The organism is Microbulbifer sp. GL-2 (assembly GCF_007183175.1).
Classification (GTDB): Bacteria; Pseudomonadota; Gammaproteobacteria; order Pseudomonadales; family Cellvibrionaceae; genus Microbulbifer.
Window position 1 is genome coordinate 1,081,815 of record NZ_AP019807.1, and the last position, 20,923, is coordinate 1,102,737.

General features: G+C 50.6%; 15 protein-coding genes. 3 read left to right on the plus strand and 12 right to left on the minus strand.

Annotation, left to right across the window (positions count from 1 at the left end):
* Positions 1-3 precede the first annotated feature (3 nt).
* The 3 genes from GL2_RS04770 to pepB form a co-directional block, all read right to left on the minus strand.
* Positions 4-729: a CARDB domain-containing protein gene (locus tag GL2_RS04770; protein ID WP_143729527.1), complete on the minus strand. Its 726-nt coding sequence runs from the start codon at positions 727-729 to the stop codon at positions 4-6.
* 948 nt (positions 730-1,677) lie between these two features.
* Entirely contained in the window at positions 1,678-2,811 is a 1,134-nt protein-coding gene (locus GL2_RS04775) for a DUF3667 domain-containing protein (protein WP_143729528.1), read from the minus strand.
* A gap of 249 nt (positions 2,812-3,060) precedes the next feature.
* On the minus strand, positions 3,061-4,350 hold the full coding sequence (pepB, locus tag GL2_RS04780) for an aminopeptidase PepB (protein ID WP_143729529.1): 1,290 nt from the start codon (positions 4,348-4,350) through the stop codon (positions 3,061-3,063).
* A 165-nt stretch (positions 4,351-4,515) separates the two neighbouring features.
* On the opposite strand from pepB, the gene GL2_RS04785 reads away from it, so the two are divergent.
* Positions 4,516-5,928, plus strand: coding sequence for a hypothetical protein (locus GL2_RS04785; protein WP_143729530.1), 1,413 nt, complete (start codon positions 4,516-4,518; stop codon positions 5,926-5,928).
* A gap of 97 nt (positions 5,929-6,025) precedes the next feature.
* On the opposite strand, the gene GL2_RS04790 is transcribed toward GL2_RS04785, so the two are convergent.
* The 9 genes from GL2_RS04790 to GL2_RS04830 form a co-directional block, all read right to left on the minus strand.
* Positions 6,026-6,391, minus strand: coding sequence for a DUF393 domain-containing protein (locus GL2_RS04790; protein WP_143729531.1), 366 nt, complete (start codon positions 6,389-6,391; stop codon positions 6,026-6,028).
* Positions 6,392-6,410: 19 nt separating this feature from the next.
* Positions 6,411-6,878 (minus strand): cupin domain-containing protein, encoded by a 468-nt coding sequence (locus GL2_RS04795; protein WP_143729532.1) that lies wholly within the window; start codon positions 6,876-6,878, stop codon positions 6,411-6,413.
* Between the two features lie 80 nt (positions 6,879-6,958).
* Positions 6,959-8,371 carry a rhomboid family intramembrane serine protease gene (locus GL2_RS04800; RefSeq protein WP_143729533.1) on the minus strand — a complete coding sequence of 471 codons (1,413 nt, stop codon included), beginning with the start codon at positions 8,369-8,371 and terminating at the stop codon, positions 6,959-6,961.
* A gap of 148 nt (positions 8,372-8,519) precedes the next feature.
* Positions 8,520-10,694, minus strand: a complete 2,175-nt coding sequence (locus GL2_RS04805) for a mechanosensitive ion channel domain-containing protein (protein ID WP_232053767.1) — start codon at positions 10,692-10,694, stop codon at positions 8,520-8,522.
* A 107-nt stretch (positions 10,695-10,801) separates the two neighbouring features.
* Positions 10,802-11,407 carry a DUF6515 family protein gene (locus GL2_RS04810; RefSeq protein ID WP_143729534.1) on the minus strand — a complete coding sequence of 202 codons (606 nt, stop codon included), beginning with the start codon at positions 11,405-11,407 and terminating at the stop codon, positions 10,802-10,804.
* Between the two features lie 96 nt (positions 11,408-11,503).
* Positions 11,504-12,628: an efflux RND transporter periplasmic adaptor subunit gene (locus GL2_RS04815; protein WP_143729535.1), complete on the minus strand. Its 1,125-nt coding sequence runs from the start codon at positions 12,626-12,628 to the stop codon at positions 11,504-11,506.
* The gene (locus tag GL2_RS04820) at positions 12,625-15,720 is read right to left on the minus strand and encodes an efflux RND transporter permease subunit (RefSeq protein WP_143729536.1); all 3,096 of its coding nucleotides are present in this window, start codon (positions 15,718-15,720) and stop codon (positions 12,625-12,627) included. The genes GL2_RS04815 and GL2_RS04820 overlap by 4 nt, the downstream gene beginning before the upstream one ends.
* A 305-nt stretch (positions 15,721-16,025) precedes the next feature.
* Positions 16,026-16,841 carry a LytTR family DNA-binding domain-containing protein gene (locus GL2_RS04825; RefSeq protein ID WP_143729537.1) on the minus strand — a complete coding sequence of 272 codons (816 nt, stop codon included), beginning with the start codon at positions 16,839-16,841 and terminating at the stop codon, positions 16,026-16,028.
* A gap of 4 nt (positions 16,842-16,845) precedes the next feature.
* Positions 16,846-17,934 (minus strand): sensor histidine kinase, encoded by a 1,089-nt coding sequence (locus tag GL2_RS04830; protein WP_143729538.1) that lies wholly within the window; start codon positions 17,932-17,934, stop codon positions 16,846-16,848.
* Positions 17,935-18,054: 120 nt separating this feature from the next.
* Here GL2_RS04830 and GL2_RS04835 point away from each other — a divergent pair, with 120 nt between their 5' ends.
* Together GL2_RS04835 and GL2_RS04840 are read left to right on the plus strand one after the other, a co-directional pair.
* Positions 18,055-18,525, plus strand: a complete 471-nt coding sequence (locus GL2_RS04835) for an EVE domain-containing protein (protein ID WP_143729539.1) — start codon at positions 18,055-18,057, stop codon at positions 18,523-18,525.
* Positions 18,526-20,133: 1,608 nt separating this feature from the next.
* Positions 20,134-20,613, plus strand: a complete 480-nt coding sequence (locus GL2_RS04840; RefSeq protein WP_143729540.1) for a hypothetical protein — start codon at positions 20,134-20,136, stop codon at positions 20,611-20,613.
* The last annotated feature ends 310 nt before the right edge of the window (positions 20,614-20,923 follow it).

The window sequence follows — 20,923 nt, forward strand, 5'->3', positions numbered from 1 at the left end:
AGCTTAGCCCTGCTTGCTATATATCAGGGTATTATTGGTTTCGTCGCATTCGTCAACCGTATTCTTATAGTCTGTAGTCACTTCCAGCACCGCATCGGGGTCAAATACCCAGTAGTTCAAGGTAAAGACAATTGTTACCGTTGCACCGGAAGCAAGGGCGGGAGTTGCCTGTACATCGTTAGCAAGGGTTCCGGGATCAATCAAACGGGCAAAACTAGCCGCTGCTGTTGATTGACCCACATTGGTGATATCCACAGCAATCAAAGATTGACCAGCACCATTATCCCAAACAGGGTCATGAATTTTACTTACTATAAGATCAGGCTTCTCACAGACACATAAACACATATAATGGTCATCTTCGACTACACCAAAGGGCGTTCCAGCATAACAGTTGGCTTTATCGTCAAACTGGTTTCCATACAGCCAGTGGGATAAAGGATCATTAATAGGTTTTTCAATGATTTCAGGGTCGCGAGTAATTTTACACACATTAGTGCGTTCAAATTCATCGGTCATTTCCTTAGTCATTTCCGATTCCGATACAGCTCCAACCCAAATTGCACAAGCTCTACGACAGGTCAGCGGACCCTGACCTTGCCAGTAATTGGGGTACCAGCCAGCCTTATAGTTTTGCATACTCAGGTCCTGAATAGGATCTGCATAAGTGATTGATGCCAAAAATAATGTCATTAATGTGGCTAAGAAACTAAATAGTTGCCTAAACATACCATCCTCCCTAAAAGTTATTTGCATCCAGTGACTGTACTCGTTCTTACAGCTGTAAGACAGTGCCAATGATCGGACCGATTGTAAATCAACTTTTTTAACATCCATATAAGCCCGAAAAATGTTGGCGCAAATTAAGTTTGCGCACAGTCATTTATAGAAAATACTTTGCCCTACAAACATTAAAATTTCTTTTCATTATTTGAACGCTATAAAAATTTAATTAAGGTTATTAAAAAATACAGGTTAGGAAAAGCATCTATATCGAAAGATCTTAAATGGCAATCATCATGAACCTGTAAATCACTTTATTGAAATTAAACTTTGGCTATTTTTACGCCAAAAACCTTTTTTATGACAAGAGGTATCAAACAATTACAATTCGAACAAACTGAAAATACCATGAACTTTTCTATCACCTACAAATATAATCGACACATAAAACCTTTTATGACTTAATTTTGAAGGGGTGACATCCAGCTTTCACGCAATTAGGTGAAGGCACAAACAGGAGGAAGATGGTTATACAGGGGATAACCGCTCATATTGATATCACTAGAGGCAAGGAAACTGCTATGCATTGAATAGTGCATTGGAAACACTACCCCAAAACACTCATACCAAGGGGAAAGATTCCCCTGATAACATCCAGGAAAGACTCCAAAATAGATACCGCTGAAATATTCCAAATACTATCAGCGCCATAAAAAGCCAGGTTAATATTATCAATGTGTATACATATTCAAAGCTTTTATTCAACTATGGTAATGCTTTGTGAGCACCTGACTTTCTTTATAAAGGTGATCACTCTACCTCACCCATTTATATATCATTATCATGCTGGTTAATTTTTATCTAGGCCTGGAATATTCAAGAAGTTAAAGTTATTTAACTTTTTAACAAATTATATTTAATCAGCATTCAGCACTATCCAATTACATGCAATTACTAAAGTTCGGCAAGAGTGTATAGGGCTGTCAGGGTCGCCCCCAAAATTAACAGTAACGGATATGAAATACCCAAAGTGCAATACTTTATCAAAGTCATAATCCAACCCTGCTGGTAGATTTTTTTTTGCATTAGCAGGAGATAGATAGGTATCCACACTATCAGTACTAGTAGGGTCCAGTTACACAGAATCGTAATCCAGCTGTAATTATCTAGCCAGTCTTGAATATTTACCAACAGGGTAGTCAATAATAATACGAAACAGATAAACGCATGACTGTGCAATGCGACGATCAGGTGTTCCATATATAAGCGGCGTTTAAATAGGTAAATTATCCAGCACATTATGGCGAATAGAGGAACCATAAGCAGTAAAGTGGATGGCAAAGCACTTAGAAAGGCCTTTTTGAAACGGTTGGGGTCATCTGATACTCTTTCGATATTTTCTTGTGCCCGGGCAACCTCCGTATTAAGCCAATTGGACAGTCCCTCCGGCAATCCATCCATCTGCAGGAATTCCCGGTCAACTTCAGTGATAGCCTGCTTAAGACCAGAATTAATGCTGGCTTTCGTTACCGGTGTTGGTTCATCTATTTCGTTATCAACAACTGCAATTCCATCTTGTAATTCCTCAACCCCATTATCCAAATACAACTGTACTTTATTTAACTCAGCTTTCAACACTGGATTATCGGCACTGGCTTGCTTCACCTCATCCACTTTTATCAATGCATTATTTACTTTCTGTTCAGCACTGCTAATTGCCTGCTCTGAATTCGTATCTAATCCGAAGTTGATACTCCAATCACTACTCAGGCGAACAACAAAAAATGTGGTCACACAAAGAAAAATAAATAATCGTACCGGACTGACATAACGTACTCTACGTCCGTCAAAGTATTCAGCAGTAAGAAATCCTGGTCGGAAAAGCAATGATGGCAGCGTCTTCCAGATACGGGAATCCAAGGCTAGCAAAGTATCAAATAGATCTCCGAGCACTGAGGAAAAGTGCCGGACCATCCCGCGAACTGGCTGGCCGCATGAATAGCAGTGCGGCCCCAGTAATTCTGTCTGGCAGTTAGCGCAGAGGATTTTCTTGGCTGTATCCATTTCTATCGTATCAGAGGTGCTCACTTACATCTCCCCCTTCTAAAGCTCTCCAACACCCTGGTCAGCATCACAGCCTGGTATCAACGGGTATCTTAAGGAATTTGGATTTTCTAACTGAGACAGCATTCGCTGGAAATGGAACATGGCTCAGTAAATAACCAAAATTCCAGCTACCAGAAAAGGGCTTAACAATAAAAACCCAAATAAAAACGCGCCCCAGTAGCGGACGCGCTTTCTTAGCTTTACTGTAATAATTCTCAGTGGTAATTACTGTCAGTTTTCCAACAAAAAGCGTGCAATAGTGCGCACTCCATGCCCTTTGGCACCTGTGGACCACAGGTCATTTGCTGCGGGCTGGTAAGAGCCAGACAGATCCATATGTACCCAGTTACGTCCTTCATTAGGTACAAAACGTGCCAAGAAAGCTGCTGCTGTGGAGGCACCAGGGCTGCCATCTATACCAATATTGGAGATATCAGCAAAGCTGGAGGGGGTTTGCTCCAGATGGAAGGGCTCAAGAGGCAGGCGCCAGGCTTTCTCATTTTCTTTTGTCGCGGCATCCAGGACCTTCTGTGCCATGTCATCTTTAAAGCTGAATACGCAGTTGAAATCACGTCCCACGGCCATTTTTGCAGCACCGGTCAGGGTAGCGGCATCAAGCAGCCAGCGGGGGGCTTCCTCAGATGCAGCGATTAATCCGTCAGCAAGTACCAGACGTCCCTCCGCATCGGTATTCAACACTTCCACGGTGACATCATTTTTGTACTTGATGATATCGCCCAGTTTGAAGGCATGACCGGAAACCATATTTTCCGCACAGCACAGGTACAATTTCACCCGCTTATCCAAACCGCGGGCTATCGCCAGTGCAAGACCTCCAGTAACCATGGCTGCGCCGCCCATATCAGACTTCATGGTGGCCATATTGCTGGATGGCTTGATACTGTAACCACCGGAATCGAAAGTAATGCCTTTGCCCACCAGGCAGGTATCCACTGGCGCACTGTCATCGCCACTCGGGTTGTAGTCCACTTGCAGCATCACCGGTTCGCGCACACTGCCACGGCCAACATTATGAATGCCTACAAAGCCCTCGCGCAGCAACTCATCGCCCGCAATAATGCGGTAGCTTACAGCTTCGGGAGCGAGCTTTTGCAACATTTCCGCAGCGCTTTCCGCCAGCACCCGGGGGGACACATCATCCGGGGTACCATTGGTGATCTCACGTACCCAGCGAGCAGCACTCTCGCGAGCAGACAGCTCTTTCAACTCCTCGCCGTCTTCTGTGCCCCAGTTGACGGTCTTGGAAACTTTAGGATTAAAGTAACCAGCCCAAAAAGCCCAACGGCTTTCAATATCCCAACCGCCACCATTGAGGACAACTTCCGTCACCCCCATGCCATCCAGACGACGCGCCGCGCGTTGTGCTGCTACTAGCGGCAAGTCTTTGGCAGCACCGATATGGATAAGAGCGTCGTCACCACGAAAGCTGAGTAGCGCAGACTCTCCCCAAGGTTCATCCGCCTTACCTTCAACCAGCTGAACGCGCATTAGCTTTGTCATACAACACCTTTTTTGAAACTTATGTGCCAATTTTTTGGGATTCTTTGTGCATTCTAACAGTACATCAAAAATACTCGACGATTGCGCCGCCACCAAGACGGCAGATAAACTGTCGAAGGAAAATACAATAAACCTTCAGGAAGAGAAGATCAGTAGGGAATGTTCATGGCTGAATCCTGCCACTATCACTCCAGCGCCGACGCATCCTGGCAGTGCCGACCTTGCCATAGAAAATACTGCGGCCAATGTATTCCTGGCTCCAGCGCCAACTATCACGCTCTGGGACCAGAGTGCCCTCTGTGCCGCAATCCTGTTGAATATATCGGGGCCAGTAACAATGCCAGACCATTCTGGCAAATGGGGCTTTTCTATTTTCACTATGCGCTGAAACCCGGGCCGCTGATCGTAATAGCCCTGGCGGCCGGGGCCAGTTTGCTGATCTCTGAGCTGGGACTTTTAGCCATAGTGGCACTGGTAGCGATTATCGCCCTGGTTAGCCGCTATAACCTGTTAGTCATTGAGCGACTCGCCAGTGGCGAACTGGAAGCCCCTGCATTCACTGGTGCCCTCGACGGCAACAGTGCACCACTCCTCCTCAAAGTAGTCGGAATGATTCTGGTAGCAGGCTTTGTCGGCTTTAAATTGTTGCCTTTTGGTGTGGGTGTATTTGCGGTATACGTCTTTATACTTTCTGTTTTAGCCCCTGCGGCCATGATCGTACTGGCTCTGGAACACAGCCTGCGAGCGGCAATCAACCCACTAAAGCTACTACAATTTACCCTGATTATCGGCTGGCCTTACTGGCTACTGTGGCTCACAACCAGTGCGATCTCTGCGGCACCCAATCTGCTGCTTGGCGTTGTCGCAGCCAAGTTGCCTGATTGGGCCATTGGCCCGGTGGTTGCAGCTACCACTACCTATTTTTATACGGTCACCAGTGCCATGATGGGCTATATCTGTCTATCACGGCAGCAGAAGCTTGGCATCGTGGCTGAGCCCGATGAAGACAGCGCCTATATGGAAGAGGAGCAATTTAACCGGGCGCGAGCCTTGGCCGAGGCACAGGTCCTGATGCGTGAATCCGACTTTAAAGCTGCACGTCAGGCATTGGTAGATGGCTTGCGCCGCTACCCTAATGACGAAGCTCTCAATGAGCGCTACTATCGCTTGCTCCTCGCCACCCAGGATACGAAAGCACTACAGGAACTCGGGCCACACATACTGGAGAAATTTGTACTTTTCAACCGATCGCACAAGGCAGCCGAACTCTATCTCGCCACAAAGCCAGCACCACCGATAAAAAAACCAGAGATTCGCCATGCTCTCGCCCAGATACTCTACCAACAGCATAAACACCAACTAGCGGCACAGCTGCTAATCAACCTGCATAAAGAAAACTACCCACAACTGGATGCCGCTTACCTGCTGTTAGCTCAGGTATATATGGATGGACTGAATCGCGAGGACCTGGCTGGAAAGCTTCTCCAGTTTATCAAGCAAAAATTTCCAGATAGCCCACTTAGCAGCCAAGTAGATAGCTTATGGAAAGTGCTAAATAGTGCAGAAGACATAAGTTGAATACCCAGCAATAGCGAGCCATCAAGCAACACTTGTAATTCCACCTACCGATTCGCTCAAGCTCTATAGGGTTCTCTTGGGAGGGACTTTCCTGAGATCACCAGTGCTTTAATGCCCGATTCCATAAATATAGACAGCGGGCAAAGCCATTATAGGATTTGTTAAGACACCAGCGCAGTCCGGGGACTTTTGATACCGTCGCTTTCCAGCGCTCACTTGAGGAGTTCTCCCAAATAGCAATGAACGCCTCGTAACCTACCCGCAACTCCCCTTCCGCATCAATCACATGCAGGCGTTCACGTACAAGTTCCAGCTCCACATCCAGCTCTTCTGCTTTAGCATTATCTAAATGCACATCCTCCCAAGCGATTGGGCAGGTGCTGGACTTTTTCTTTTGAGCACTGATACCCGCGTTACACACGGGACAGGCGGAGTTATAGAAAACACGGATTTTGGCAGGCATAGGTCACCAGATGCTAAAGTTATCGCGGGTGCTCGATATCTTTATGATGCACCAGCTCCCAGGGTAAACCCTTATTACGGTAAATCCTCTTATCTTTATTTGGGTAGTCAGCCACATCGTGATCCAGGCGCTGGCCCACGACAATACAACGCAGGGTTTCATCGCCGGTATTTTTCATTACATGGGGCAGACCACCTGCCGGGTAACTGACAAAGTCCCCTTCTGACACGCTATAGGTCCCATCTCCGATTTGCACTTCCGCCTGCCCTTGCAGGATATATACACACTCATCCTCAAATTTATGGCAGTGAAACTCTGTTGATTCATAACCTGGCTCTATTTCTATAATATGAAAGCCGAAACCAGATATCCCAGTTATATCTCCTAGGGGCTTATTACGGCGGACTGCGTTAGGATTAAGAAAGTGCACTTTCTTTTCACCTTCCATTTCCAGAATTTGTTCTTTTTTAAGAATATATTTACTCATACCACTCCTATGCCAATTCAACCTTTTACTGGGCAGCAAATCTTTCTGGACTGCCCCCAGTCAATTGGAAAAAATATACCCTAAGGCTGTCCTGGAATTTCTACGCCTTGTGTTAGCTCGATCATTTCCCGTGCCCGCCCCTCCTCGCCAATACGCCGGTAATAGCTCACCAGAGCTGTGCCCAACTTGGGGATCAACGGGTGCTGTACCCCCCGTGCGATCAACCTCTGCAGCAACTCTTCTAGCCAGGGCCAATCCTTCGCTTCAGTAGCGCGGCGCGCCATTAACAGGCAGGCTTTTGCAGTCAGAGCACGTGGTTTTTGGGTCGCGTGCAAGTAACTATGGTATCCAGCCGCCAGAATACGCGCTTCGATTTGTAGGTTAGCCGCCTGGGCGAATAGCGCCAAATTGGCACGATGGAAAGCTTCACTATCCGGGCTAATAGCAGTCAGTTCGATATAGCGTTGAATCAATGGCAGGAAGTCCGGGTACTGGCGCACCGCTGCAGCTGCGGCCTCGGCGGCTTCCAGCAATTTGCCCTCCTCCTGGAAACGGTCAATTCGGGCAAGAGCACTTTTTTGTGGTGAAGGCAGTTCTTCCTCCTCTTGCGGCATAGTCTGTACAAGTGGGCGCCAATAAATCAATATCAGGGCCAAGACAAAACCGGCCAATAGGCCGCCAGTATGGGCCCAATAGGCAATACCAGCATCCCCATATAAAAAACCGAAAATTTCCTTGCCCAGCCATAGTGGCAACACCATCAGTGCCGGCGCACTGAATTCGCCAAACATAAAACCCACCGTGTAAAAAAAGCGCAGGCGCCGCACTCCATAAATAGCGACAAACATACCCATGATTGCCGATACCGCACCAGAGGCACCGACCATAGGTACATGACTGCCCGATTCCACCAGCATATGCAGGCCGGCAGCAGCCAGACCGCCGAGCAGGTAAAGGCCGATAAACCAGAGACCACCCAGAGCCAGCTCTACCGACAAGCCAAACAGCAACAAAAAAACCATATTGCCGATCAAGTGATCCCAACTTCCATGCAGGAACATGTGCCCGAATAATCCCGCGATATTCGGCTCCGCCGGGGTCAACCCAAGGGCCATACTGCTCATACGGTCGCGTAAGTCGGCAAAATGCTGCCGCTGCTGTAACCAACGGGTCTGCCCTTCTTGCTCCAATTTGGGCAAAAGCCAGTGGTGAAATTCGGGATTCCACAGCAGCTCCCGATAGACAAACTCTTCCCCTTCCACCCCCATCTGCAAGCGCCATTCCGGGTGCATCTCATCGACATACATCAGGAAGCGTTGCTCCTCCAAATCCGGCAGATCACTTTCAAAATAGTAATTCTCAGCTTCCTGCCAACGAGCCTCATCCCCACCTTGATAGAATACGAATACCAACAGGTTCACGAGAATCAGCGCAAAGCACATCAGCGGCGGGCGGCGCCAGTCCGGCTTATTCTGGATCGGGATAATCAGCACGGGCGTTTCCTTGTTGTCATTGCACGAGCGCCCGATAGCAAAACGCAGCAATAAATAATGAAAATACCAAAGCCGGTTTTGACTCTGACCACTTGGAAAATACTACGCATAATCGACAGAACTCAATACCCGCCGCAGTGTGATTGAGCTATTTCCTCGCAGAGCGGGCGATAATAGCCGGTACGTCCCAGCTGCGTAGGTGCACATCCCGCTGCGGGAAAGGCACCTCAATGCCCTTCTCACGAAACTCACGTAACAACTCCAGGTTATAGAGCGCATAGGAGTCCCCGAGGGAGGTGACCATATTACTGTTTACCCACACCACCAGTTTGAAATTAAGTGCGTTATCACCGAACTCCATCAGCCAAACCTCGGTTTTACGCTTCCAGTCGGTGTGGGTAATGTTGACCCGGTCAGCGGCCTCCAGTGCGGCCTCGCGTACAAGATCTGGATCGGAGGAGTAGGAAACGCCAAAAGACACATGAATTCGACGTACCGGGTCATCCAGGGTGTGGTTGATCACACGGCCGGCGACAAACTCGGTGTTGGGCACCAGGATATCCACATTATCGCGGGTGGTGATACGAGTGGAACGCACATTGATATCGCGTATACGACCAAATACGCCTGACTCCAACTCCACCAGGTCGCCAACTTTCAGGGGCCGCTCGAATAACAGAATCAACCCGGAGATAAAATTGGAGAATATTGCCTGTAGGCCAAAACCGATACCTACAGACAGGGCACCGGCTACCAGGGCCAGCTTCGAGGTGTCGAGGCCCAGCATGCTCAATACTATGACGAGAGCCACAGCAACAAAGGTGTAGTGCAGCACCCGACTCAGGTTGTACATGGAGGATTCGCTGGCGTGCTCCCTGCGTACCAGGCGGCGCAGGAACGCTCTGGTAAACACTGACAGCAGCCAGGCACAGGCCAGCACAAATATCATCTTGGCAATCAAGCGTAAGGTGATGGGGTTCTGTGCAATGGTAAATAACTGGTAGTCAGCCAGCGTACGCCAGCGTTTATAGATTTGCCGACCGGCCAGGGACAAGCGCTCACGCACTGTGGCCCACCAGCCCTGGCGCTCCCTGTAGACTTCGAGCTGCGCTTTCTCGTAACGCTGGATATCCTGCTCCAGATCGTTGGCCCGCGCCAGGCCACTACCAATCCGCTCAAAGTAACTCCACCAGCGGCTGAGATCCTCATTCTCTTCTTCACCGCGCCAAGCCACCACTTGGCGCTGGCGAATCGCCAGCTCCCGTGAGGTCGCATCAATCACCGCATTGGCGTTCTCCAGCAACTCGCGACTGACAATCAGTGGGCGCTCCTCGGCCTCTGGATTCAATACACCATTGATAGACTGCAGCAACTCGCTCTTGCGCTTGCCCAGGTGTTCCTCCAGTAAATCCACCTCCAACTGCATCAGGGTGAGATCCCTTTTCATATTGGTATCGGGGTCAGTGGAGGGCTCGGTAGTGCTCTGGATACTGGTACGGGTCCCAGCAATACGCTCCATTTTTTTATCGGTATCGGTAATGGCCTTTTCGAGTTCCTTTGCATCCTTCTCGCTGTATTGCAGGTCATCGAGCATGCGCCGCAACTTGCCTTCAGCCAGCTCTATTTTTTCCTGCCAGGTACCAAGAAAATCGTTTACCGTATCTAACTGCTCAATAATATTCAGGTGATTGACCTGTGCCAGCAGCAGTGCCTGTGCTGCCTCATCTTCCTCTCTACCCTTGGCATCGCGTAACACGATCACTTGCCTGCGCAGCTGCGAAAGGGATTGGGAGCGCGTGTCCCGCAACTGACGCGCCTCCAGCTGTACTCCATTCAGGCGTCGCCGGCCGCGACTAATCGCCGCATCCGCGCGTGCCCAGTCGAGCACGGTGGGGGTTTCCGGGAATTTCACCTCCGGCATCAACTCGACTTTCAAGTACTCCTGGCGTTTCTTCCAGGTAATTATCACCCCCTCCAAGCTCTGGGTAATTTTCTGTGCGCCCTTTTGCAGGTCCTCCTCATCTTCCGGCAAACCCTCTTCCCACTCCTTCCAGGCAACTTGCAGCGCCTCAAGCCACTCACTACGCTGCTCCTGTGAAGCATTGCTCCAGCCAGTCCACCAATCCGCAGAGGGGTCGGAAAAATCGGGGATTTCCGGCTTGAATTCCTTGGGTTTTGTGCCCGGCAGCTGAGCTACTGTTGAAATGGAAAACAACGCGAGAAAAAAGAAGGAGGCAATAAGAGGGAACAGGCGAAACAGAGGGCGCTCAATACAAGTCTTACGAAGGGGGAAAAAACTGCCAGCGCCCACCATAAAAACCATCTATCCGTGAAGAAACATCCGCAGAGAGGAAAACCCGCCCCTTGGGAGCATATGTTTCAGTGTAGCCGAGTGCCGCTTAGCCCCGGCTGCCCAACTCCACAGTGGGATCAAAAACGCCTGCGGCCATACTCACGCATGCAGTTGAGGTATTGCCTGCGATACGCACGGGAACTGACTACAGACACCCTGCCTGCCCGGCGCACACTTCTCACCAGATTCGCGGCTCTGGCTTGGCAAAACAATTCACGGCGGCCACGATTGCGATCCGAGCGGCGCAAATTACCCGTGCTGCGTAGATGACTGACACGACGTTTGGATTCATATTTAGGTGGGTAGGCACGAGGATAAATTCTCACCTCAGGAGCTAGGGGGTTGCGGCCGTAATTGCGCCAGTTATTGGGTGGCGTGACTACCACATATTGATTGTCCTTCGGGTCAAACTGGAAGAAGGTACCATTACCGGCACGGCGGTAATCCTTACCATCAAGAAAGAAAGAAGTACCCGTGGCTACCTCCGGAACCCTCGCTCCCAGGGGTGGTTCCACACGCGTATAGCCATCCGGCCCCTGGCGATAGAAGTAGCCGCCCACATAGAAATAGATCTCATCGTTGGCTTCAATAAGACGCGCCCCATCCGGGAGACGTTCCACCTGCGTCTCCGCTAGGGTTGCTGAGGCGATGGTCAGGAACAGCAGCGCAAACAGAAAACGCATGAAACACCTCTACGAGCAATTAATAGTCGCAGAAGTGTATTGTCATGGAATACTGTTCCCCAATTTAATTGATTAAGACTGTGACTACCAAACCGGTCAGCTATCCCCCTGAATACTGGCGCCATCTTCATCTCGCACCACTTCCGAGAGTATCTTTACTTCCTGGCCCGGCTGCAGGCGCTCAGCACCGCGCACGATCACCCGGTCACCACTGGCAAGCCCGCCGTAGACAGCGATCCATTCGCCATCACCACTGCCAATACGAACCGACAGGCGCTCTGCTTTATCCTCCGAATCCACCCGGAAAACAAAGGTGTCACCATTGCGTAACACCAGTGCATCCCGTGGCACCACCATGGTCGCGCGAGCCTCGGACAAAGGCACGGCAACCTGCACTGGCATGCCAACAATCCAATCCCATTGTTGTGGCGTGCTCTGCGGAAGCTGAACCATCAACTTGACCCGGCGCGAATTGTCACTGGCTACAGGCACAAACTGACGCACCTGACCGGTAAACACCCGTTCGCTCGCGCGCTCGACCTCGGAGCGGGATACCGCATCGCTACGCACTGCTACGGTTTCGCCGGTACCGATCAGCGGCAGGGCAGCCAGTGGGATATCCGCTTCCACTTCCAGTTGAGACATATCCAGGATACGCAGCAGTTCGGAGCCAGTACGCACATATTCTCCCGCCTGCAAATCACGACTGGCGACCAAAGTATCGAATGGTGCATCGATAGTGGTTTTGGAGAGTTCATAAGCGCGCCTGTCTCTCTCTATCTGCGCAGCCAGCAGGTCCTGGGCCATGGCCTCGCGCTCGGCATGCTGTTCCTCCAGTACCGCACGGGAGGTATTGTTGGTTTCTGCCAGCTTGCTCAAGCGCTGTAACTGGGCATCTAAATAAGTGAGGCGGGCCTGTAATTGAGCAATACGACTCTCACTGTTTCGCAACTGCAGTCGCCAGTGGGTGGCATCCAGCTGTGCCAAACGCTCCCCCCTTTTCACCAGGCTGCCGGGTTCGGCGACAAATTCCAGTACGCCATCCAGTTCTGAAGAAATAAGGAGATCCCGGCGACTCACCACTTTCCCAGCGGACCACTGGCTAGGCGCCATCTCACGAGTCTGTGCTCGATCCACGGTAACCGCTACTGCGCCACTTTGAGCCATTACTTGCCCGGCCGAAATCACGGCTAGGGCAATACCGGCAAATAATTTTTTCATTGGGAACTCCTCACGGCCAATCTCTGACGCAGGCGGGTGAACTGCGGCAGGGGCAGACGTCCGGTCTGTAGTAGGGCCGGCAACAATATCAAAGTAAATAAGGTACTAACTGCCATACCGCCGACAATCACCGCGGCAAGACCACGATAAATCACACTGCCCTCACCCGGTGCTACCAGTAGAGGCAACATGCCAAACACACTGGTCAGGGTGCTCATAAAGATGGGGCGTAGACGCAAACGCAGCGCCTGCTCCACAGCCTCTACCCGAGTGGCACCGGTATCCTCCGCAGCGCGGGTTTGGTGTACCAACAGAATTGCGTTGTTCACCACCAATCCCAACAGAATGACAAAACCAATCATCGTGAGCAGATCGAGAGGCTGGAAGCCAATTAAATTCAGTAACTGTAGTGCCAGCACTCCGCCCACAGTAGCCAGTGGCACCGTCAATAACACCAACCCGGCATCACGCAGGGAGCGGAACAGTGCACTCATTAGCAGGAACAGGATCAGCAGGGCCAGGACAAAATTCTGAGACAGGGTTACCAAAGCCTTATCCAGGTCACTGGCATTACCACCCACGAGGATACTGCCATCATCGGGCAGGGCCTCGCGGATTTGCGGCAGTACTTCTTCCTCCAGCTGTGCGCGCACCTCCTCCAGGGAGACATCATCCGGCGGCACAATATTCAAGGTAATGGTACGGCGGCCATCCACTCTGCGTAAGTTACCCGGCCCCACAGTGCGATCCACACTGGCTAGCTGGTTGAGCGGTACAACTTCACCTCGCGGAGTGACCAGGGGAGTGTTCTGCAGCTGCTCAGGCGTGCTCCAGGGCTGCGCTTTAAAAATCACATCCAGACGCTTTTCCCCATCGAAATATTCGCCCACATAGAGACCATTACCAAGGGTTCGGATCAAGCTGCCCATATCCTGGCGGTTCCAGCCCTGCTCCAGCATGGCGCGATCGTTGGGCCGCACGGTCAACTCCGGCTCAGATAAGCTAAGGCCAGGATTGGTCTGCACAGGTGTCCCCGGCATAACCTCCTCCATAACTTCCACACCGCGGGCAGCGGCCTGCATCAGGCCATCCGCATCACGGGACTGCAGGTGCAGGGCAATACGTCGGTCTCCACCAAACTGGCCGAACAGGTTGCCGCGCGCGGCAAAACCCTGGAAGTCGGGAATATCTATCAGGATTTCCTCACGCAACAGCCGTTCCATCTCTTTGGCCTGATCCATATCCTTAACACGCACACCCATAGTGCCGCCGTTGGGCCAGGAAATAATGTAGTAGTTCTTCAAGGCTGGTTCGCGCTCGCCGCTCATATAAGGCGCCATGCGCCGATCCAACTCGTTGACGATTTCCTTTTCAATGGTTTTGGTATTGGTAGATGAGGGGAAATTCATCCACACATCCACCGCATCGCGTTTTACCGGCGGCAGGTAATCGAGATTTGGCAGCAGGAAATAAGTAGCGGCAATAGGCACTAGCAGGAAACCACCGATCACTTGCCAGCGACGCGTGCGAGTGCTGGTCAAGGCCATTACCCGCGAAGTGATTTTTTCCCAGACATGGGCCAGGCGATCCTCGCTGGAAATTGGCGGCAACCACAGTTTCGCCGCCAGCGGCACAATGGCCACAGCGGCCAGCAGGGAAAACACCACAGCCACAGCAATAGTCAGGGCGAGATCACCGAACACCTGTCCCTCAACACTATTGAGGAAAAAGACCGGCAGAAAGATCGCCACAGTAGTAGCCGTACTGGCCAGCAGCGCGCCCCATACCTGGCCTGCCCCCTGCTCCGAGGCCTCCTGAGGGCCGAGCCCTTTCTCGCGCAAGCGCACAATATTTTCCAACACTACAATAGCGGCATCGAGCACCATCCCGGTGGCGAAGGCCAAGCCGGCGAGGGAAATAACATTTACGCTGCGCCCTGCCGCTGAGAGCACGACAAAAGTGGAGAGCAGAGAGATGGGAATGGCAGCGGCCACAATCAAGGTGGCACGCATACGACGCATAAACCACCAGAGCACCCCCACGGCCAGCAGGATACCCAATATCAGGTTACCGCCGAGTAAATTGAGGGCGCGATATACAAATACAGAGGCATCAAAGGACTGCACCAGCACCAGTTGCTCATCCTTCAATTTGGTTTCATTCAGCTCAGCGACTTTTTGCTTTACCAACTCCAGGGTGGCGAGCATATTGGCATCGTTGGTGCGATTAATACGCATCGATACCGCGGGATTACCATTTTGCGTAGTCACCCCGCGGGATTCGGACGGTCCCACCCGTACCTCAGCAATATCGCCCAGGCGCACAGGCTGGCCATCGCGCCACTCCAGCACCAGCTCGGATAAATCTGCCGGCTTGTATTCACCGACAAAACGCAGTGTGTAGCGGCGCCGCCCGACATCGGTAAAACCACCTGAGACATCCCGCGCCGAAGCAAGCTGGCGGCTGATCGCCGGAAGTTGAATACCCAGCTCGGCAGCCTTCCAGGGGTCAAAAATAACCTGCAGCTCCTCCTGTGCGGCGCGCCCGGATTGGGCCTCTACACTGGAAACTCCAGGCACAGATTCCAGCTCCGGCCGCAACATATCCTCAATTAAACCGGCATAGTCGTCGAGACTATTGGAATTTCCGGGAAGCTTCTGCAAAAAGAAATAAGTGAGTGCGGTGGCATCTCCGCCCCAACCACCGAGCATCACCCGTGGTGGCTCTGCATCCCGCGGCAGTGGAGGCAGGCTACTCATACGGCTGATTACATCGATCAGCACCTTATCCATATCGGTGCCCATAGTGAACTCCAGGTTCACCCAGGCACCACCCCGGCCGGCATTTACTTCCATCGTTTCCAGGCCGGTGAGACCCTGCAGTACCGATTCGATCGGCTCAACAATTTCCGCCTCCACCTCTTTCGGTGCGGCAGCACGCCAGCCGGCTTGGATCGCAATACGCGGGTTTTCAATATCGGGGAAGAGCTGGACCGGCAGGCGACTGGCGAGAAAAGCTCCCAGTAAAACGGCCAGTACCACAGCCACACCGGCAGCTGCAGGATTCTTCAACGCGGCTCTTGTCAGTGCCATCCCATAGGCCCTTATTTTTTATTTATAACCACACAATAAATAGAGCTTCCCGCCCCTGTTTATTGAATTCCCAAAAGGCTGAACAGATTTTTGGACAGACCATTTCTTCCCAAGTCCACACTGGCCCAGGCCCAGTTGCTGCACTTTCCTGTGCCACATTATTCGTCCAAGGAGGCCCTCGCCGGATTATTCTGCATGAAAGCTAAAGGATTCAAAACAGCAAACAAGAGGCTTGCGATCAAGTGCCCGGAATTGTCGGCCAGGCCACGCCCGATGCTTTTCTAATGACGTGGCCCGCAGGGAAGTCAGAGGAAATGCTGTACTTTACTTTTATAGCTGCGGCTCATTTTCAAGCACTCGCCATTGTCCAGTACCAGATGGTATTCACCATTGATGTGCGCGCGAATTTCGCGTACGCGGCTCAGGTTCACAATTGTAGAGCGGTGGATACGCTGAAACAATTTCGGGTCCAACTGTTGCTCCAGTTCTTTCATGGTAATGCGCATTACATGGGTTTCGCCCTGGGCGTGCACGCACATGTAATCGCCAGCGGCATCGATCCAGTCAATTTCACATGCCGGCACCAGAGTGATCTTACCGGAGTCCTTAACCGCAATTTTGTCTGGATAGGCACTACCGGCAAACTGGCCACTCACCAGTTTTTTCTCCAGCGCCTCGGGGGATTCCTTAGTCAAATCAGCCACGGCCTCAAGAAGCTGTTCTCGCTGCTCGGCAATATCCGCGGTGGACATCTTTTCGCGAGCGCGCGTCAGTGCCAACTCCAACCGCTCCTCTTCGATAGGCTTTAACACATAGTCCACCGCATTGACTTCAAACGCCTCCACTGCGTACTGGTCGTAGGCGGTGACGAACACTACCTGGGGCAGTTTTTCCAAGGGAATCTGCTGTACCAACTGCAGACCATTGATACCCGGCATCTGGATATCCACAAAAGCCACATCGGGATTGAGCTCCAGAATTTTTTCCAGAGCATCGCGGCCATTGCCACTTTCGGCAATCACCTCGACGCCCGGCATCTGTTCCAAGCGCAACCGAAGGCCGCGGCGCGCCAGGGGTTCATCATCGACAATAATTGCACTCAGGTTTTCAACTGCACTCATCTCATTATTCCTGTTCGAAGGGAATGCGAATATTTACCGACAGGCCACCTTCCGGCCGATTGCGGAAATGCACTCTCTGATCATCGCCAAACAATGCCCGCAGGCGCTCACAGGTATTGCGAATGCCAACGCCGTACCCCTTGCCGATCAAGCCAAGTTCCTTATCCGACATACCGGGGCCATTGTCAGTAACTTCCAGTAAAAGCTCGCCGGCAAAGACCCGAGCCTTAATTCCGATCTCGCCGCCCCACTCCAACTGGGAGATACCATACTTAATCGCATTTTCCACCAAAGGCTGCAGTAACAGACTCGGCACCAGCGCCTGCGGAGACTCCCCCTGTAGATCCAGGCGCACCCCAAGGCGATCGGCAAAGCGCACCTTTTCGATGTCCAGATAGAGCATTAGCGCCTCCACTTCCTTGGCCAGGGTGACTTTCTGCATAGGATCGTTGTCCAGGGAGTGGCGCAGGAACTGTGACAGCCGCGTCACCATATTGTTGGCGGTGCGCCCGTCGTTATCCAGAATCAAGGTAGAGATGGCATTGAGCGTATTGAACAGAAAGTGGGGGTTCAACTGATAGCGCAGCATTTTCAACTGGGCCTGGTGCGCCATGGACTCGGCACGCAAGGTTTTGGCCTGCTGTGTCTGCGAGGTCTGATAGTACTTGATGCCGTAATACAGCGCCGCCCAGGTGGTGAGGATCATAAACGAGTAGGAGAACCAATAAGTAGCCTGCCATACTGGATGCTCATCGCTCGCCTTACCGTAGAGCCATAGAAAACCGCCGAACTTAATTGCCGCCCACAGGACTGCTACAAGCACAACCAGTAGCAGTGAACCCAGGAAGCGTGTCGCTGGCGGTTTGTTCCATAAACGCTGAAACCCATATCTCATGGAGCCACTGAGCAGAATTCCGGCAGTGGTGGCCATAGCGATATAACCCGTATGGACCCAGTGGTCCTTCACCCAGAAAAAGCTGCTGATGAAGGTCACAAGGGTATAACCAGCCCAACCACTGAGCTGCAAGGCCCAATATTGGGACTTATGGCTCGAAAGGCGCTGTGAAAGCCACTGAAATGCTTTGTTTCCCATAATCTCCCGCTGAAGACACCAAATAACGGCATCGATTTGACACTTTTGTATGGGTTCATACTAAATGGCGTCGATCGCCGGCGAAACACCAACCGGCGCAGCACAGGGACAAACTGCCGCATGACATACTGGTTATTCAAATCTGAACCCGACGAATACAGCCTGCAGGACCTCGCCGCCGAAGTGACTGGCAACGGCCGCTGGGACGGAATCCGCAACTATCAGGCGCGTAACTTCCTCCGCGACAAGGTTTCGCTAGGTGACGAGGTGCTGTTCTACCACAGTGCCTGTCGGGTTCCAGCAGTGGTGGGTACCGCCGAAGTGGTACGTGCCGCCTACCCGGACCCAGCCCAGTTCGACCCCGAGAACAAGTACTTCGATCCCAAGGCTGCCGACGACAAACCGCGCTGGTACTGTGTGGATATAGCCTGGCGCGCTGAGTTCACACGACCAGTCTCCCTGGCCGAAATCAAGAAACATCCTGGCCTGGAGGAGATGGTTCTACTCAAGCAAGGACGCTTGTCGATACAACCGGTTCAAGCAAATGAATGGGAGATCATCGTAGAATTGGGCGGGAACCCGAAACAGTAGCGGCGCCAGCTGCAAGTGTCCGTACCCTGTAAATTCAAATCCAAGGCATATTCCAGTGTCTGCCCGCCCTATAGGTTGGTCATCGGAGGAGCATTGCCAGGAGCGGACCCAAGGTTTTACCATTCAGGCGTAATTTTAAATCGTGGCAGATACTGCGAATATCGCTGATACAACAGAGAGAAAAGCTATCGAAAGTTGATTCTGGACAAGGTTTTCGCGCAAGCCTAACCGCTGTGGCAGGTAAAACTGATCACTCATTTTGCTATCACTGTGGTACAGAAGCGCCTCAGAAACTCCCCTTTGCGGCCTTCAGTGCTCAGTTCGGCATAGTAAGCAAAACACTCCGCTGAAAAATAGAACTGTTCTCTGGTTTACCACTACTTCCGACAATGCTCACCAGTCTAGTCGCTAATTTTCATACTGTACCGTGCTGATATATTACAGCACCAGAATTGGCCCAATAATCTTCTGGCTAGAACTCGAACTGCGAGTAAAACCCCACAATACTTCCCTTCGGTATTGTTGCCGCTCGTCCAATTAGCCTCCGATCATGGTCAATGGAATCAACAGTAATACCATCTGGAAAGTAATAGCGCCTAATTTAAAGGCGAAAATTCAGTTTATGTGTCAGACCTCAGTATCGAACTTTTATCAGTAGAATGGGAACCCCTGAAATAGAATGCCGGTGAAATTAAAAAGGAAATTGTGTGGGGACTGCGTGGACTTTTATGGGCGGATTCGAGCACCAGATGATTCAGGCAATAACAGGTGCACTTCAACACCATCTTAACCAACTTACGTACTGCCGATGGCCAACCCACCGCTATGGAACTCGACCACTTGCTGTACAAAATTAATCTTGGATTTTCGAATTCCAAAAACACACCAAAGTCAGGATATCTGGGAAAAAATCAATTAAGTGAATATTTTGAGTATGTGCATATTGAATTAACAGTGCCTGTGTAATTTTTTAATAATTCTCCATGATTTATAGATGGTGGCAAATAGACGTATATTTTCTACTAAATGTATTTAGTATCATCAAATTGATGACGGCTTTCTGTTTGATCTGCAAAGTGCTGGTATATCTATGGCCTCCTTGTATCCTCCAAGCTATGCTAGATCCGTGATTTTGCCCTCTACCAAAATACTCCTCAAAGAACTCCATTGACATTACGCTTATTGACACGACAGTCTTAGTTTGATATCAAATAATCTCAAATTACAAATAGAACCCATTAATTCCAATCTAGCTCTGATCAATAAAAATAATTATTCAGAGTTTGCTATAGAAATTTTGGAAAGATATAAAACCGTCAAAAATAAAACATCAAAACTGAAGAAATTTATTCACAGTCATTATGGAGGATGTAGGCGATGAGCGGAAGAGGTTTTAATCCCAGAGCGTGTCAGGGGCACTTTGCGGGTATTTGTTTTGTGTCCAGTTTGCGATCATACAGTTCTTTTTTTTCCAGGTTTTATGCCCAGTGGCAAAGCAACGGCGGAATAGAAAGCTCCTTGGGGAGAACTTGGAATGGACATACTGCATTAATAACCGGCAATAACGGAGTAATCGATACAATTGTAGGCTGGGACCCAAACAATTCGATGGAAGCATTCACAGGCTCCGTAGGTGGACGTCACAATAATATGCGCCCTATTGAAGGCCGTTGGCGTGATGACACGGGGATGAATGCAGACCCGACAGCGCAATATTATGGCTTGCAAGTTACCCAGACAGAATACACCAATTTCAGGCGATTCCTGCAACAAGAACTTTTGGGTACCCAGGGTTTTGGAAGTCATCTCGATGATAGCGGAGCCACATTTCATTATGCATTTGCTCCAGGTAAATGGATGGACAGACTTAGCTCTCTGGAAGGTGCGGGGTCAAACGGCCAGCTACAAGTTATTTCCAACTGTTCAGATGCAGCCTTCCATATACTCGCGAGCTTCCTTTATGAATGGCGCAAGGGGGGCCTGGTAACTGAACTGGCAACCTTTATAAATACAGGAGATGAAAAAAATAGAAACATGTCGCAAGGCCGTTTGATGCAATGGTCGGCACAGATTGCGCAACAGGATTAGTAATCTTTCAATAATATAGTCGGATAAATGGGCAGTGCAGGTGAGTTAAAAAAACCACTCTTCCTAAGATTAGAGGAACTATCGCGGTTTTTCGCGTTGCATAGGCCCAATATCCGACCATAAATCCATTCTAAAGTTAACTAATTTTTTTGGGGTGCCCCATGTTATACATAAGCAATCCCCTCAAGTAGTCGTCAGCACCGATTTCGAGACTCACCATCTCCTCTATTTCCGCATTGCGCGCGGTTAGCAAAATTACCGCACCCCGGAGAAACGGTGCAAACACTTGCTTGCTTCAAAACCGCTGATA